Source organism: Marinomonas sp. ef1, from assembly GCF_002806845.1.
GTDB lineage: Bacteria > Pseudomonadota > Gammaproteobacteria > Pseudomonadales > Marinomonadaceae > Marinomonas > Marinomonas polaris.
Genome location: NZ_NHTT01000008.1, coordinates 38,207 through 55,587, shown reverse-complemented (window position 1 = coordinate 55,587; position 17,381 = coordinate 38,207). Strand labels below are relative to the sequence as shown.

Annotated in this window: 15 protein-coding genes; 10 read left to right on the top strand and 5 right to left on the bottom strand. The window is 44.3% G+C overall.

Going from position 1 to position 17,381, the window contains the following annotated elements; genetic code table 11:
* The first annotated feature begins 9 nt into the window (after positions 1 to 9).
* From CCS02_RS12665 to CCS02_RS12650, 4 genes are all read left to right on the top strand, one after another.
* Positions 10 to 648: a Vat family streptogramin A O-acetyltransferase gene (locus CCS02_RS12665; RefSeq protein WP_072838609.1), complete on the top strand. Its 639-nt coding sequence runs from the start codon at positions 10 to 12 to the stop codon at positions 646 to 648.
* A gap of 29 nt (positions 649 to 677) precedes the next feature.
* Complete coding sequence (locus tag CCS02_RS12660; RefSeq protein WP_072838610.1) at positions 678 to 1,130, top strand: GNAT family N-acetyltransferase; 453 nt, start codon at positions 678 to 680, stop codon at positions 1,128 to 1,130.
* A 92-nt stretch (positions 1,131 to 1,222) separates the two neighbouring features.
* Entirely contained in the window at positions 1,223 to 2,731 is a 1,509-nt protein-coding gene (locus CCS02_RS12655) for an adenylyltransferase/cytidyltransferase family protein (protein WP_100636751.1), read from the top strand.
* Positions 2,732 to 3,003: 272 nt separating this feature from the next.
* Positions 3,004 to 3,750, top strand: a complete 747-nt coding sequence (locus CCS02_RS12650; RefSeq protein WP_100636750.1) for a SapC family protein — start codon at positions 3,004 to 3,006, stop codon at positions 3,748 to 3,750.
* A gap of 308 nt (positions 3,751 to 4,058) precedes the next feature.
* On the opposite strand, the gene CCS02_RS12645 is transcribed toward CCS02_RS12650, so the two are convergent.
* From CCS02_RS12645 to CCS02_RS12625, 5 genes are all read right to left on the bottom strand, one after another.
* Positions 4,059 to 5,369, bottom strand: a complete 1,311-nt coding sequence (locus CCS02_RS12645) for an NAD(P)/FAD-dependent oxidoreductase (protein ID WP_100636749.1) — start codon at positions 5,367 to 5,369, stop codon at positions 4,059 to 4,061.
* An 80-nt stretch (positions 5,370 to 5,449) separates the two neighbouring features.
* A complete protein-coding gene (locus CCS02_RS12640) occupies positions 5,450 to 6,220 on the bottom strand; it encodes an amino acid ABC transporter ATP-binding protein (protein ID WP_100636748.1) in 771 nt (256 codons plus the stop codon).
* On the bottom strand, positions 6,220 to 7,578 hold the full coding sequence (locus CCS02_RS12635; RefSeq protein ID WP_100636747.1) for an amino acid ABC transporter permease: 1,359 nt from the start codon (positions 7,576 to 7,578) through the stop codon (positions 6,220 to 6,222). The genes CCS02_RS12640 and CCS02_RS12635 overlap by 1 nt, the downstream gene beginning before the upstream one ends.
* On the bottom strand, positions 7,579 to 8,811 hold the full coding sequence (locus CCS02_RS12630; RefSeq protein ID WP_100636746.1) for an amino acid ABC transporter permease: 1,233 nt from the start codon (positions 8,809 to 8,811) through the stop codon (positions 7,579 to 7,581).
* Positions 8,812 to 8,923: 112 nt separating this feature from the next.
* Positions 8,924 to 9,955, bottom strand: coding sequence for an amino acid ABC transporter substrate-binding protein (locus tag CCS02_RS12625; RefSeq protein ID WP_100636745.1), 1,032 nt, complete (start codon positions 9,953 to 9,955; stop codon positions 8,924 to 8,926).
* Between the two features lie 200 nt (positions 9,956 to 10,155).
* Between CCS02_RS12625 and CCS02_RS12620 the strand changes: the two genes are divergently transcribed.
* The 6 genes from CCS02_RS12620 to CCS02_RS12595 all read left to right on the top strand — a co-directional run bounded on the left by CCS02_RS12620 (position 10,156) and on the right by CCS02_RS12595 (position 17,380).
* Positions 10,156 to 11,085, top strand: coding sequence for a LysR family transcriptional regulator (locus CCS02_RS12620; RefSeq protein ID WP_100636744.1), 930 nt, complete (start codon positions 10,156 to 10,158; stop codon positions 11,083 to 11,085).
* Positions 11,072 to 11,680 (top strand): DNA-3-methyladenine glycosylase I, encoded by a 609-nt coding sequence (locus tag CCS02_RS12615; RefSeq protein WP_100636743.1) that lies wholly within the window; start codon positions 11,072 to 11,074, stop codon positions 11,678 to 11,680. The genes CCS02_RS12620 and CCS02_RS12615 overlap by 14 nt, the downstream gene beginning before the upstream one ends.
* Positions 11,681 to 11,795: 115 nt before the next feature.
* Entirely contained in the window at positions 11,796 to 13,094 is a 1,299-nt protein-coding gene (locus CCS02_RS22480; RefSeq protein WP_100186286.1) for a methyl-accepting chemotaxis protein, read from the top strand.
* Positions 13,095 to 13,411: 317 nt separating this feature from the next.
* On the top strand, positions 13,412 to 14,713 hold the full coding sequence (locus CCS02_RS22475) for a methyl-accepting chemotaxis protein (RefSeq protein ID WP_100636742.1): 1,302 nt from the start codon (positions 13,412 to 13,414) through the stop codon (positions 14,711 to 14,713).
* 253 nt (positions 14,714 to 14,966) lie between these two features.
* Positions 14,967 to 15,977 carry a LacI family DNA-binding transcriptional regulator gene (locus tag CCS02_RS12600; RefSeq protein ID WP_100636741.1) on the top strand — a complete coding sequence of 337 codons (1,011 nt, stop codon included), beginning with the start codon at positions 14,967 to 14,969 and terminating at the stop codon, positions 15,975 to 15,977.
* Between the two features lie 47 nt (positions 15,978 to 16,024).
* Positions 16,025 to 17,380, top strand: coding sequence for an ABC transporter substrate-binding protein (locus CCS02_RS12595; RefSeq protein WP_100636740.1), 1,356 nt, complete (start codon positions 16,025 to 16,027; stop codon positions 17,378 to 17,380).
* The last annotated feature ends 1 nt before the right edge of the window (position 17,381 follow it).

Here is a 17,381-nt window from a genome sequence, read left to right as displayed (position 1 = left end):
GGAGACAATATGAAAGGACCCAATCCAGATAACAAAGAGCCGATGAAGGGCTTCCCACAAGTAGGTTATCTTAAAAACTTTATTACCCGCGACAATATCATCGTTGGCGACTACACCTATTACGACGACCCTGAAGGGCCAGAACGTTTTGAAGACAATGTGCTTTATCACTTTGATTTTATTGGCGATAAGCTCATTATCGGCAAATTTTGCGCCATCGCAAAAGACGTCACATTCATTATGAATGGGGCGAACCATGCTAATGCGGGGTTCTCAACTTATCCGTTTTACATCTTTGGTAATGGTTGGGAAAAAGCGGCGCCAAAGGCAGGAGATTTACCCTACAAAGGCGATACGAATATAGGTAGCGATGTATGGATTGGCTACGACGCCACCATCATGCCAGGCGTGAAAATAGGTAACGGCGCCATCATCGCCAGCAAATCCGTCGTAACATCAGACGTGCCAGCTTACAGCGTGGTCGGTGGCAATCCAGCCAAGATCATCAAATACCGTTTTGACGAGCAAACCATTCAAGCATTACAAGACATTGCTTGGTGGGATTGGAGCGCCGAGAAAATCACCCAACACTTAGACGCCATCGCCAGTGCTGATTTGAATCGGTTACAAGCCGCCAAAGACGACTAATCAAGGCTGCCACTAAAAAGGTTAATCACATGACAATCGAGATCCGCACCATACAAGCAACAGACGCCGCAGCTTGGTCAGCGCTAAGAATCGAGTTTCTGCCAGAAATCAAAGACATCAGCCAAGCGGAAGTTAATGCCTTCTTTCTTGGAAGCTATCCAAATGTACAAGAGGTGTTGGTTGCACTCGATGACAACCAACACATGATAGGTTTTATCGAACTGAATCTTCGCGACAATGTCCCCGGCAGTAGCCAGCAAACCACGCCCTACATCGAAGCGTGGTTTGTTTCACCAGATTGCCAAGGACAAGGCATTGGCAAAGCCTTGATTCACGCCGCCGAGGAATGGGCCAAACAACAAGGCTTTCAGGAACTTGGCAGCGACGCCCCGATCTCCAACAAAAAAAGCGTCAACCTTCACAAACAACTTGGTTTTAACGAAATAGAACGTGTAGTTTGCTTATTAAAAATATTGCCTTAAGATCTTTACATGATCCCTTCCAAGCAATGCCTTTTTGAAAACAAGACACTGGCTCTAAAAACAGATAAGACATCACCTCTCATAGGAAAAACATGAAGATTGACGACACGATAAAACTTGCCCTGCAGCATTTTCGAGCTGAGCAATATCAAGACGCCAAAACACTTTTTCAACGTGTTTATGAGCACGCTCCCGAGTTTGTGATTCCACAGATTTACCTAGCCCAGCTGGCTGTGTTGGACGGTACCGGAAGTGCATGGATCCAGAGACTTGAAACGTTATTACGTAAAAAGCCCTTCATGCACGAGGCCTATCACACATTAGGCCTGTGTTATCAACAAAACCGCTTACTACCCCAAGCATCACAGGCGTTTTATCAGGCTCTTGGGGCGCGTTGTTTTCAACCATCGGCTGCTACTTCCGTGCTTCCTAAACAAGTCAAAACATTCGTAGGGTTTGATCGTATCAAAGCCGAGGAATTACTATGGTCAACACTCGCAGAACTAAAGCAGCAGGGGATTCACGCCTTTGCCACCGCGGGTACCTTACTCGGCCTTGAACGCACAGGACAATTGTTAGAAAACGATAAAGATATTGATATTGGTATCGACTGGTTACAAATGTCCAACGCCATCGAGGTATTAACGACATTGGGCTGGCAGGAAGTGTCTCATTCTTATGGTTTAATCAATCCCCGCTGTTTCAAACATCGTTCCTCTGGCATCATCATGGATATTTGTGGCTATGGAACAGAAACGCTCTCAGGTGAAACCATTTCAGGGCTTTGGATGGATCAAGTTCCTTTTGATTGGAATCGCATTACTTACTTTCCTCCCATAAAACTCAGCAGCAAACACTCTCCCGCAGGCGAAATATGGCACCTAAGCGCACCCGATGCATTTCTAGCAATATTGTATGGTGAAAACTGGCGAGTCCCAGACCCCTACTTTGACACTATCGTATCAGCGGCTAACTTACGGCACTTTTCTTGGCTCGCGTTATGCTATGGCTACTCAAGACTTTACGGTGAATGGAGTAAAGGCAACACACAGAAAGCCCTTGGCATACTGGCTACCTTGCGACGACATCAAACAGACGATCCGATGCTGACAGACATCGCAGAGCGCCTGACTCAGGCAACCAAGCTAACCCAGCCATCACGAGTACTTGCATTAGGTTACTTCGATTTGTTCCATCAGGGACATCTCAATTATCTTAATCATGCCAAACAACAGGGCGATACACTGGTGGTTGGTGTCGCTCCTGATGCGTTTGGCAAGCAAAGTAAGGGCTATGCTCCGGTCATGTCTGAACAAGACCGCATGGCAATACTCAGCGCACTATCAGTTGTTGATGAAGTCCATCTGGTTAGCGCGCCCATGTCTCAAACCGAAGCCGCCGCTCAATGGATAAAATCGCTCAACGTTAACACAGTTGTTTGTGGCGAAGAGTGGCAAGGCAGCGAACGTTGGAATGCGCTGAGTCTGCGCTTAGAAAAAGACCACATTGCTGTTTTATATGCTCCTCGTACGGCAAACATTTCCACAACAGATTTAAAAAATTACATCCTAAAAACGCTTAACGAGACACACGCCAAATAAGTAATATTTTACTGTGAAAGCTGAGTTTTATGTTGAATCAATCAGATAAGACGAATCGCAAGGAAATAACCTGGTTGAATACCACTAAATAGGACTCCATCATATTGTTTCGTTGTGAAAAAATGGCAAAACTACCGAACATGATTGCATATGCCTTTAGACCAATTGTCTATTCTATCGCTTTTCAAATAAAGTTAGATTAACCTAATAAAAATACACTAATGCTAATTCCTCTTGCTAATTTTAAAAAGAATACTAAAGGACTTAATGCGATGTTCACTAAATTGACACCAATAAATAAAGAACAGCACGCTAACTTAAAAGTGAAGGCCATTGAAAATTTCGATTTTGCCAGCAAATTTCATATCGCGTCGGTAATGGTGCATGAGTTTGTTAAAGCGGCATCGGTATATCCGATTGTTTTTTTAGAAGACAAGTCTCAGGATGAATTTAAACCTGTTGCTTTACTTAGCCTAGATGCTGGCGAAAACCTGTTCATTGGTGAAGATGGCAAATGGCAAGCGTCTTACGTTCCTGCGATCATTCGTCGCTACCCATTCGCTTTGGCTAAAAATCCCGATCAAGACAGCTTTACTGTATGCATTGATGAAGACAGTAAGTATGTGGGCACAGAAGACGGTCAACTACTGTTCAATGATCAAGGGGAGCCAACGGAAGTTATTGAAAATGTAAAACGCTATTTAGGCGAACTACAACAAATGGAAGTGTTTACTATAGCCTTTTGCCACTTTTTAGCTGAGAACAACTTGTTCACGCCACTAAACATGCGTGTTAAAGCCGCCGATCAGATCAAAAACGTTACCGGTTGCTACGTGATCAATGAAGAGCGTCTAAATAACCTTTCTGATAAGAAATTCCTTGAAATTAAAGCAAAAGGTTATTTAGCGCCGCTTTATTCCCACCTTACTTCTCTTTCTCAAATTGAGCGTCTAGCCTTGCTTAAGCAAGGTATCAGTGCCGTTGAAACGCCTCAGCAAGCAGAAAGTAGCCTGCAATAAGCTAACACCGCCTATTTAAAGCTCCTAGAAGCCGTCTCAAATAACTATTTGAGACGGCTTCTGTTTATGAAGACTGAAAAAAAACAACCTACAGACTAAGCCTTCTGCAGTATTTCATTTATAAAAACGTCTGTATTCGATTGGACAAACAATTTGATACCGCTTGCTAGAAATACAATAATAAATGAACACACTCTTCTTGTGGCAAAAGTCGACACCTTCTTCTAAGGCAAGGATTTAAATCATAAAACCCCAGTCGTTAACTGAGGTTTTGAGAGATTGAAATCAGGCGTTTCTAATTGATACTTTTACCAACCCCGACGGTCGGCGAAGTCGTGCCATCTCATGATCGCTGGCAAGAACCAAGGCTTGCCAGTGTAAAGTGGACGAGTATTAAATGGGAACTGGTCAAAAGACGTTTTTCCTTCCACTTGGTTAAGCACTTGCTGCGCTATTTTGCGACCAAAATAATTCGCACGACCGACACCAGAACCGCAGTAGCCCATGGCGTAGTGCATGTCATCCATTTTGCCGATGTGTGGCACATGGTCAAAGGTGTAGGCAACATAGCCCGACCAAGCGTAATCTATTTTTGCCTCTTCCAGCTGAGGAAAAGTACGAATCATAAAGTCCTGTAGGTATTTCGAATACAGCTGTGGCTGATCGCCACGACCAAATGCTCGTCCGCCAAACAAGATGCGTTTGCCATCAGGCGAAGGTCGATAATAGGCAACCAAACGCTCGGTGCCACCATGAGCGCGTAATTTCGGGCTCACGGAACGAATCACAGATTCAGGTAATTCTTCAGTGGCAATCATCGCAGAACGAATAGGAATGATGCGACGTTTGAATTTATCAAACTCGCCACCTGTGTAGCCATTTGTGGCGATAATCACTTGATCGGCATCGATAACACCACCATCGTACTGAACCTTGTAACTAGCGCCCTGTTTACTAACATCACGCACCTTGGTGTGTTCTAGCATTAACACACCTGCTTGCTGAGCAATTTGGCAAAGTCCGCGGTGTAACTTGGCGGGCTGTAATGTTCCATCAGTCGGGTAAACCACGCCACCATGATACGCGTTAGAACCCACTTCTTCGAATTGATCCTGACGGCTCACCGCAATCGCTGGGAAGTCCACGACCTTCGCGAGCTCTTCCGCTTGCTCAATCAAGCCGGCGTAATGACTCGGATGGCTCGCGCCACGGAAGCGGCCACATAAGGACAAATCACAATCAATTTGCTCTTCCTTGATAAAATCCACTAGCCAATTAAAGGCTACTAAGCTCTCACGAATCGTCTCATGAACATTGTCACGACCATACTGGCGTTCGAGTCCATCGACGCCTAATTTGCTGAAGCTTGGCCCAAGCAAACCACCATTTCGACAGCTCGCGCCTTCGCCTAAATGCCCAGCTTCCAGTAGAACCACTTTGAGTCCTGCTCGTGCCAAGGTGATAGCCGCAGAGATTCCAGTAAAGCCGCCACCAACAATCACAGCGTCGGCTTTTTGTGGGATTTCAAAGCGTGCATTTGTGTGTATTTTGCTCGCCAAAGACGTATCTGCCAGCCAAAAAGGCATGTTGGTATACGTCGATATATTTTTTGCCAACATATCGATTTCATTCCATAAATAAGGGTAAATTCGTATTCTTCTGTGATTAATAACTTACGATGTCGCGAGTTAATCAGTCATCAAAGTACGTGTTGTAAAAACTCTCTAGTCCTATCCCACTGGGGATTCACCAACACCTGCTCCGGTGGCCCAACTTCGATGATTTCTCCATCGGCCATGAACACCACGCGATCAGCAACCTGTCGAGCAAACTGCATTTCATGAGTAACACACACCATGGTCATGCCGGTTTTGGCGAGGTCGATCATCACGTCCAATACTTCCTTGACCATCTCTGGATCGAGTGCGGAGGTAGGCTCATCGAACAGCATGATTTTGGGTTCCATGGCGAGGGATCGGGAAATCGCCACGCGCTGCTGTTGACCGCCTGATAATTGTCCCGGATAACGTGTTGAAAGATGGGCAATCCCGACGCGATCCAACAAACGCATGGCCATTTTGTCAGCGTCACGTTCTGACATTTTACGCAGCCAAGTTAAACCCAAGGTACAGTTCTGCAAGACAGTAAGATGAGGGAATAAGTTAAAATTCTGAAACACCATACCCATAGTTTGATGAATAATTTTATGGCTTTGACGATCACGAGAAAGCGGCTGGCCAAACACGGAAACCACACCTTCTTGGTATTCTTCAAGATGGTTCAACGAACGAATCAAGGTCGATTTACCTGAGCCCGACGGCCCACAAACCACCATGATTTCGCCTTCACTAATGTCTAGAGAAACGTCTTTAAGAACGTGATGATCTCCGTACCACTTGTTCAGGTTGTCGATTTTAATCGCCGTTTCAGTCACGGCTTTTTGAGCTAAATTTCCTGATGACGTCGTCATTAGCGATCCACCTTTAAACGTTTTTCAAGATTCAAACTGTATTGGGACATGCTGTAACACAAGATAAAGAAGAGCACAGAAATCATCACCAAAGGCTCAGTGTGCATTCCCACCCAGTCTTTGTCGTTGGCAATGTTGCGCGCCATCAACATGATGTCGAACAAGCCGATGATAGAAACCAATGTGGTGTCTTTCAGCAAACTGATAAATGAGGTCATGATGTTTGGAATCATCATTCTTAGCGCCTGTGGCAGAATGACCAGCACCATGGTGTGCAAATACCCTAAACCAAGCGTAGCGGCCGCTTCGTACTGCCCTTTTGGAATCGCCTGCAAGCCACCGCGAATGTTTTCTGCCATATAAGCACCAGCAAATAAACACACCGCGACCAACACTTGTGTGAGCTTATTAAACTCCATATCCGCTGGCAAAAAGATAGGCAGCAAGGTCACCGCCATAAATAAGACTGTTATCAAGGGTACAGAACGAACTAGCTCGATCACTGTCATCGACAACCAATGAATCACTGGCAATTTAGAACGTCGACCTAGCGCTAAAATCACACCAACAGGAATCGCCATGGTAATGGCAAAACCAGCAATAATGAAGGTTAGGAACAAACCGCCCCAACGCTCAATTGGCACAGGCTCAAGTGATACTTGGCTAAGGCCAAGAGCGATCACCAATGCAACAAGCAACCAAACAGCAACAAAGCTCAACAGATGAATACGGCGCTCAACCAAGCGTGATACCAGCGGCACAAAAAGTTCGTTTAAGCCTTTCTTCCCCAGCGCCGACAAGATCCAGTTTGCGTAGATAATGGCTAGGAAAGCCAAGGCAAGACAAGTCATCGCGCCATGTACCAAGCCTAATTCCTCGCCAAAACGGCCGCCTAAGAAAAGATAACCGCCCACAAAAGGATACAAGCCAATCCAAGACAACAATATAAAATTGCGTAATGGAATACGCTTCGACATCAGCGGCAATAACCAAACCAATCCGAGCAAGACGCCGATATTAACGCGCCATTGCTCGTCCATCGGAAAGCGCCCGTAAATTAAGCCATTAAACCAGCTAATAACACCGGCCCAACAGGCGCCGTCTGGGCTGATATCCATACATTGACGACGATTATCCGCGATAAAAACCGCATTAAATACCGCCCAATCCAACACATGTTTCGCTAAATAAAACAGTACAGTCGCCACACACAAGGTCAGCAAGCTGTTGCCAATACTGTTAAAACAACGATGACGAATTGTGCCGAAAATACCTCTTTCACTTTTACGTGGCGGACGAGGTGGCGTCGGGACAAATTGCTTTAAAACAGGTTGGTTTTTCACATTCAAATCGTCCATTTATCGCACCTTATACTGCACACTGTCGTTGTACTTGTTGAACAAGTAAGAGATCAGCAAACTGATGAAGATATAGAACCCCATGACCATAAAGATGATCTCGATAGCGCGTCCGGTTTGGTTCATGGAAGTTTGCATGAACACAGACACCAATTCCGGGAAACCAATCGCTACCGCCAGTGACGAGTCTTTTGTCGCTGCCAACCAAGAGTTGGTCATTGGCGGAATAATGGACCGAATCGCTTGAGGAATCAGAATCAAGCGCAACGACTGAACGCGCGAGAAACCAATCGTAAACGCCGCCTCATGTTGTCCTCGGTCGATAGATTGCATGCCTGCACGAACCGTTTCAGCGATAGCCGCAGATCGATACACCGTCATGGCAACAAACGCAGCACCGAATGACGCAGGAAGAAACGCACCGCCGCTGAAGTTAAAACCTTGCAGCGATGGAACAGACAAACTCGTCGAATTTGAAAAGGTCCAAATGGCCCAACAAGCAACCAACGCCCACACAGCTAAGCCGATATAGAATCCTGTGGAACGAGAACCTGACAAGGTGTAATAAGGTTTAGACCAACGGAACAAAGCGTAAAGAGCCGCGATTAAGGCAACCACAAGCGTAACAACCCATCCCCATGACAAGGTGCTTTCCATTGTCATCACATAAAGGCCGCGATTATTCAGGAAAAGCCATTCGCCAAGATGATAACTTTGGCGAGGCGCAGGCAAGGTCGAAAACACCACGGTAAACCAAAAGATAATTTGGATTAATAAAGGCACATTACGCACAACTTCTACATACCAGCGCGCAAGTTGAGAAACCAAAGGGTTGTCGGATAGTCTTAAAATTCCCACCACTGTACCAATGAGGGTGCCGACAACAATCACGCAGAAAGACAAAATCAGCGTGTTCACAATACCGACTAAAAATACACGCCAGTAAGTCATACCTGGGTCGTAAGGGATCAAACTCCAGCTAATATTAAATCCTGCCGTCACTTGCAGAAAATCAAAGCCAAACGTCATGCCTAAACGGTTTAAATTCTCACTGGCATTGGCGAATAAAAACCACAAGCCGAACAACACTAGCACTAAGACAATCGCTTGTAGGATCACCGCTCTACTTGAATCATTATTAAGCAGAGACATCCATTTTTGTGTCGTAGACGAAGGCAAACCAGTACCCTTAGTAGGACTTTTCTGTGGTTTACTCGTAGAGGACTGAATCATATCTATATACCGAACGAAGGAGGAAAACTAAAATTGCAATAGATAGGCCAAGAGACCTATCTATTCATATATAGAGACCTTTACACGATGTTTCGATCACAATAATCGTGTATTAACGGAATGATTTTGCGTACATCAACCCGCCCTTAGTCCACAATTCATTCAATGTACCTTCACGATCTAAACCCAAAACACTATCAGTTCCTACGTTACGTTCGTACACTTCACCGTAGTTACCAACATTTTTAATAACTTGATATGCCCAATCCTGAGGAAGTCCTAGACCTGTATTCAGATCGCCTTCAACACCAAGTAAGCGGCGAATCACTGGGCTTTGACTTTCTGCGCGCATTTTCTCAACGTTTTGTGAGTTCACACCAAATTCTTCTGCTGCAACCATGGCAGCAAAGCTCCATTTCACAACGTTCGCCCATTCGCTGTCGTTTTGTTTCACTGCAAACGATAAGGCTTCTTTGGAAATAGTTTCAGGCAAAATAACGTAATCATTTGGATTCGGTGCTGCAGAACGTTGCGCTGCTAAACCCGATTTATCATTGGTTAATGCGTCACAATTGTTGTTAAAAAAGGCAGTGTTACGGACGGAAGAGTCGTCAAATACGACGGTTTTAATATCTAAATTATTCGCACGGCTGTAATCCGCGATGTTCAATTCGCTAGAAGTTCCGGTCAATACACAAACCGTTGCACCATTTAGCTCTTTTACAGATTTCACGCCCAAATCTTTACGCACCATGAAACCTTGGCCGTCATAAAAATACGTATCAAGGAAATCTAAGCCCTGTGCTGAATCACGGGAAAGCGTCCACGTCATGCCTTTTGATAAAATGTCACCTTTACCACTCTTAATAGAAGTGAAGCTTTGCGCCCACTGTACTGGCAAGAATTTCACTTTAGTGGCATCACCAAACACCGCAGAAGCCACGCCACGACACATATCAATGTCCATGCCTTGCCATTCGCCGGCCTTGTTTAAGCTGTAAAAACCTGGAAATGAGTTACCAATTACACAGTTTACATAACCACGTTCTTTTACCGCATCTAGGGTAGAAGTGACATCGGCTGCATAACTGTTTGCCGCTAGAAGCGTGGTGGTTGCTGCTAACGCTAGAGAAAATTTCTTCATTGTTCGTTCCTTTTATATGCTGTTGATTTTGTAATTTCTTTTTATTCGAACTCATTTTTATTATGAATCGAGTCCGCGATCCCATCGTTTTATTAAATCTTTTGATGCAGATCAAACAACTAACAGTTAGGATCTTATGTGAAGATTTTCTATAATCACACTGAATATTTTTAATAGTCTAATAACTTTAGGTTATGCCGATGAACATCAATAAATTGCGTATATTTCACGAGGTCTTTGTTACTGGCAGCATCACTAGAGCCGCAGAGCGGAGCTATGTCAGCCAACCAGCGGCCAGTAAAATGCTAGCGAATTTTGAAGATGAAATTGGCTATAAATTGTTTGTGCGTAACAACGGCAAGCTCATTCCGACAGATGAAGCGCTCTACTTGCACGAAGAGGTCTATGGCATCTTGCAAGGCGTAAACCATCTAGAAGACAGCATAAAACGAGCAAAAAACAGCAAAACAGGCAGATTACGCATCGCCACCATTTTCGGTCCGTCCTATCAATTTTTACCTGAACTCATTGCCGAGTATATGAAAGCAAACCCTGGCGTAGATGTGAGTTTACACCTCTCCGGCTGCTCGGCCATTCGACAAGGTATCGCATCAGGACAATATCAAATCGGCTTGGTTGATAAAGCCCAAAGTTCCTCAAAGCACGACTCAGTCGCCTTCGACTTACCTTGTTATTGTGCAGTACCAAAAGATCACCCAGCTGCCCAGCTAGACGTTATTCACCCTAATGATTTATTGGATCTTAGCTGGATTACTCTGGATTCAGAAAACGCTACTACAAAAGCATTAAAACGCATTTATGCTGAAATGGGATTGCCATTGAATCGAACCCTAGAAGTCCATACGACCATTCATGGCCTTTCCTTTGTTAACTTGGGAATGGGCGCCACCTTGGTCGACATACTGAACTTCCGCTACTTTGATAAAGTCTTTCAATTGCCCAACGTCGTGCTAAAACCTTTCCATCCCAGCATTGTTGAGCCCCTTGAAGTACTGACCTCTAACTTGAGTCCGTTATCAGGCCTCGCCAAAGATTTTTACGACGCATTGATACGTAAATTAGAGATACAAACTCAGCTTCCACCGGACACAAAGCATGCTTCCCGATGATAAAAAGCGCTGCGCGTGGGCCAGTTCCGCACCTGACTTTCCTGAATACCATGATAACGAATGGGGCTTTCCGGTTGATGACGACCAGCGTTTGTTTGAAAAACTCTGTTTAGAGACCTTTCAATCAGGCTTGAGCTGGCGAACTATTTTGACTAAGAGAGAAAATTTTCGCCTCGCCTTCCAGCAATTTGATTTTCATAAAGTGGCATTATTTGGTGAGAAAGAAATAGCAGAACTACTTAACAACCAAGGCATAGTGCGGAATAAACGCAAAATCCTCGCGGTGATTAACAACGCCAAACGCGCCCTAGAAATGGTCGAAAAAGAAGGTTCATTAGCCGCCTTCATTTGGCGCTACGAACCCAACGAAAACACCCTGCCTCCACCAGAAACCCAAACCACTTGCGCTGAATCTATCGCCCTTTCCAAAGAGCTCAAAAAACGTGGCTGGCAATTCGTCGGCCCAACGACAATGTATGCTTTTATGCAATCCATGGGACTCATCAACGACCATGCGGAAGACTGTTTTCTGCGGGAGGAAATTGATAAAGCGAGGAAGGGGTTTGTTAGGCCGCAACGGAATAAAGTAGGTTAAAAAAAACAGTTATTTAATGAGGCGTTTTTTAATTTCATCAACCATAATTCATCTAATGTTTATTTATTGCCAATGAGGCAGCTCCCCTTCTGCGATAGTTTAAGGATAAGCCTAGATGATTTTTAGCAAAAGAAAAGACAAGCCATCGACTTCGAACCCAGAAAACCAAAAACTAAAACAGTGTCACGATGAGTTAAGCGCCATTAAGCAAAATACCGCCTGTATCAGCTTTGATGTAGACGGCATTGTCTTAGATGCCAATCCGATTTTCTTAGAAGCGGTGGGCTACACACTAGAGCAAATCGTCGGTAAACATCATCGTATATTTTGTGATGCAGAATACACAAAGTCAGCTGAATACAAAGCATTTTGGGATGACCTCAAAGCAGGCAAATCTTTCCACGGTACCTTTCTACGCTTTAAGCAAAACAAGCAACCTATTCACCTAGAAGCCAGCTACTTTCCTGTCTCCGATGAAAGTGGCAAGGTCACAAAGATTCTTAAAATCGCCAACGACATCACCGAGATGCAGGAATCACTGGCAAACAAAAATGCCGTATTAACGGCGTTAGACCGCTCGCTCGCTGTTATTGAATTTGATCCTGAAGGCAACATACTTCACGCCAACAGTAATTTTTTAAGAGCAATGAAATACGATCTACAAGACATTGTTGGCAAACATCATAAAATGTTTTGCGATGAAAAATTCTACCGAGATAACCCAAGCTTTTGGTCTAATTTAGCGCATGGGCAACATTCTTCAGGACGTTTTCAGCGTTTTGATGGTAATGGCAAAGTTATTTGGCTAGAAGCCACTTATAACCCCATCTTTGATGAAAAGGGCCGAGTCTATAAAGTCATTAAATTCGCCTCTGACATTTCAGAACGTGTTAATAATGCGATGAACGCGATTGAACTGGCCGCAGCCACCTCGGAACAAACCAGCCAAGTATCATCTAATGCCGTCGGCATTCTGAATGCATCAGTACAAACGTCCAATGATATTGCTGAAAAGGTAAAAAGCGCTGCCGATATAGGTGGTTTACTGAAAATCCAATCTAAAAGTATTTCAGACATCGTTGTCACCATTCGCTCTATTGCCGATCAAACTAACTTGCTCGCACTTAATGCCGCAATAGAAGCCGCACGCGCAGGCGATGCAGGTCGTGGTTTCTCAGTGGTAGCCGATGAAGTTCGCAAACTTGCCAGCAATACCGCCACAGCGACAGCAGAAATTGCCTCAGTTGTAGAAAAGAATCACAACCTGATCAATGAAATGGATGAAATGCTGAACTCAGTGACAGGCACAGCACTTCATGGCAAAGAAAGTATTAACGAAGTGGCTCGAGGTCTTACTGAAATCTCATCTGGCGTCGCGAGATTCGTCGAAATGGTAGACAAAATGAAAGATTAGACAAAAGCCATTCTTAAAATACAAAAAATATAAATTCAGAAACATAATGTAAATGACACTTTCAGTTTTTATTCGTCCATTACAGTTCATAACGTTAACTAACATTTTTAAGCGGTAGTCTTAATACTCCATTAATATTTCGTCTTTATTCTTTGGATTAGTACTAAAAGCATACAACGAAAGAATCATATTTATAAATCGTGACTGATCATGCGGTTCAAAAAAATGATTTGAACCTTACTTAAAAATTTACTTGCGTTAACATTCTAGAATTTAGTTAGAAAAATAAGAATGTTCGTTTAGTATGGAGGCATACCATGCTTTTCACTTCACAAAAAAAAGATATAGAACAAAAATACAAACAAGAAGCCATTTTAAATTCACAGCGTAAAAATGAACTAGATGCTATTAAAAAAATCACTGCAAATATTAGTTTTTCTACTGATGGTATCATTTTAGATGCCAACGATAATTTTTTAGAAGTAGTCGGATACAACTTAGAAGAAGTGATCGGTAAACATCACAGAATATTTTGCGACACTGAATATACAAAATCGTCCGATTATAAATTTTTTTGGGATGGTCTTAAGTCAGGAAAAAGCTTCAGCGGCACTTTCTTGCGATTCAAGAAAAATAAACAATCAGTCTATTTAGCGGCAAACTATTTTCCTGTATCAGATGACAATGGAAACGTTATTAAAATACTAAAAATAGCCAGTGATATAACGGAGGTTGAAGAATCATTAGAAAGTAAAAATGCGATACTCAATGCTCTAGACCTTTCTCTAGCCGCCATAGAATTTGACCCTTCAGGTAAAATACTGCACGCCAACAGTAATTTTTTAAGAGCAATGAAATACGATCTACAAGACATTGTTGGTAAACATCATAAAATGTTTTGCAATGAAAAATTTTACAAAGAACATCCTAATTTCTGGTCCGATTTAACTCACGGAAAGTATTTTTCAGGCCGTTTTCAGCGTTTTGATGGTTATGGAAAGGTCATTTGGCTAGAGGCGACCTATAATCCCATCTTTGACGAGAAAGGCCGTGTCTATAAGGTCATCAAGTTTGCATCCGACATCACAGAACGCGTTAACAATGCGTTAAATGCTGTAGAACTTGCCGCCGCGACGTCCGAACAAACCAACCAAGTGTCAGCGAATGCGGTCGAAATTCTAAATACATCCGTTCAAACCTCCAATGAAATTGCAGACAAAGTAAAAGACGCAGCAGAAATAGGTGATTTACTTAAATCACAATCCAAAAGCATTTCAGACATCGTTGTGACCATTCGTTCTATTGCTGATCAAACTAACTTGCTCGCACTTAATGCCGCAATAGAAGCCGCACGCGCAGGCGATGCAGGTCGTGGTTTCTCAGTAGTAGCCGATGAAGTTCGCAAACTTGCCAGCAATACCGCCACAGCGACAGCAGAAATTGGCTCGGTTGTAGAAAAGAATCACAACCTAATTAATGAAATGGATGACATGTTACGCTCGGTAACAGGCATTGCTCTTCATGGCAAAGAAAGTATCAACGAAGTATCACGAGGCCTTACTGAGATTTCATCTGGTGTCGCGAGATTCGTCGAAATGGTCGACAAAATGAAAGATTAACCCTTTTCATCCTAAGAGCTAACTCAATCAAATCGAGTTAGCTCTTTCACTCCAAGTCTTACTTCACTACCTTTCAAGCAATATCATGCTTCAGTAAAACGCCCTCAAATTGTGCAAAAATAAAGTATTGCATCGAAACATTTTCGGTCTTAACGTCAATTACTGCTGGTCACAAAATGCACGATTAAGTCTTTTAAATCAGGCTTGAATGATGGACAGTGGTAACAATAAGAATGGTGCAGTGAATTAATTTATGTCAATTAAAGAGATAGCAACCCAGTTGGAGTTGTCGGTATCGACAGTGTCACGAGCACTGAATGATTACCCAGACATTAGCCCGAGTACTAAGAAACGTGTGCTGAAAGAAGCCGCGCGACAGGGCTACCAATTAAAAGGGCCAGAAATGGCGCATTGGGTGCAAGCAAAACGTGTGATCACGGCGATTATTCCTTGCCAAGACACGCAATATCTCGATCCCATTCTTTTGAAGGTGTTGGCCGGAACTCGACACGCACTGCAAGCAGCAGGCTATTTACTGCAAGTGGTGGCAATCGATACCGGCAAACAGGAACTAAGCGAGTTTGAGCGCCTTGTTAAAGCAGGCGACCAAGACGGTTTCCTGCTCCTTCGCACCCGGGTTAACGACCCAAAAGTCCATCGTTTACTGAAACTTAACGTGCCTTTTGTGTGTTACGGACGCACCGAACGCGCGGCGCAGTTTGCTTGGTTGGATTTGGATAATTACCAAGTCGGTCATTTAAGCCTTAGCCGTCTGCACGAACAAGGCCACCGTAAGGTTGGCATAGTATCAGTAAGCGAGCGATATTTTTTCGCCCAAGAAAGACGACGCGGCATTCAAGACGCCGCCGAACAAATTGGGCTTTCTCTTGCGCCTGAACAATGGCTAGAAGTGGGCTTTGACGAGGAAGAAAGTTACCTCGCCTGCGCCGAATTTCTGCTCCAGCACCCAGATATCACCGCGTTGATCTGCCTAACCAGCACCAGCGCGCGAGCCGCGGCATTGGCGGCCATGCGATTACACAACACACAGCTCAATGAAAGAGAAAAACCAGTGTGTGTGATTGGTTGTGATACACCCGCTGATGAGCTGACCGCCAGTATGGGGATCACCAGCATTCAGCAAGCGCCACCAGCACAAATCGGTGAGCAACTTGCCAGAATGATAGTATCGCGCATCAAAGGGACACCGGTGAAAGACCTTCAGGTCATTTTAGCACCGGGCGTTGTGACGATAGGTTTTTGAAAACCAAAGGTTCAGACAAATACCAATAAAAACAAGAGGAAGCCACCATGCAAGACCGTAAATCTCTGCTCGTTACCAGTGCTGTTTTGGTAAACGGACTCCTAATCAGCTCGCTCGCCAATGCCGCCACGGTAGAATTTTGGACAGCACAAACACAAACCGACCGCTTACAAAATATTGAATTACTTGCCAGCACGTTTGAAGCCTTAAACGATGGGGTGACCGTTAAAGTCATCGCGGTTGATGAAAACGAAATGGCAACACAAATGGCAGCTGCTGCCGCCGCTGGGACCACACCGCAACTGATTGAAGTGAACTCCGAAATCATCATGGCGCTGGGTGAAGAAGGCATTGTCGATACCAAGACACACCAAGGAGTGATCAAAGACATCGGCAAAAATCGCTTTCACAAAGGCGCATTAACCACATTGACATCACCTTCTGGTGATTACTACGGCTTGCCCTATCACGGTTGGATTCAGGGCATTTGGTATCGCAAAGATTGGTTTGATGAAAAAGGTCTAGCGGCACCAAACACTTGGGAAAGCATCGAAACGGCTGCGAAAGCGCTGACCGACAAAGCCAATAATCAGTACGGCATTTTGGTCGGAACCAAACAGGATAGCTACACAGAACAAGTCTTCACTCAACTGGCTCTGTCCAATAACGCCGCCGAGTTCGATGCTAAAGGCAATTTGGTTTTCAATAGCCCAGCAACGCTAGAAACTATTAAGTATTACAAAGAGTTAGCTAAGTACAACCCACCGGGGCCACAGAACTGGCGCGCTCGAGATTATTACTTACAAGGCAAAATGGGCATGTTCTTCTACTCCACTTACATCATGGATGATCTCGCCTTGGCAGAAGTCGCCAAAGGCTCTTTGTCTTCTGAGAACTTTAAAGAACTCAGCGGCGGAACCTTTGACCCTGAGTTGGTAAAAAATACCGCCTTCGCACCGATTATCAACCACAAAAGCGCCGCATCTTACGGCACTTTGTCTGGTCTTGTCGCACTAAAAACAACCAACGTTGGAAACACCAAAGCCACCAAAGACTTCATCGAATTTATGTACGATCCCGCCAGTTACATCACCTTCCTACATATGGCACCAGGCGGCATGAACCCGATGCTGAAAGGCATCGCGGAAGACCCAGCTTATTTGGAAGACCCAAGCGGCGTATTCAAGCTCTATGGCGCCGACAAGATGAAGCAGATTGTTTCTGGTTTTGACGACATTCGCTCTTTCTCCGTGGTGAAAGGCACAACCTTTCCTGCGTCTGGCGCCATCTTTGCGAAATCCGTCATTCCTCGCATGATCTACGACGTGACCATTGAAGGCAAAGATCCGCAAGCAGCACTAGACAGTGCAGAAACGGAAATGAAAGCCATCATGGGCGAATAAA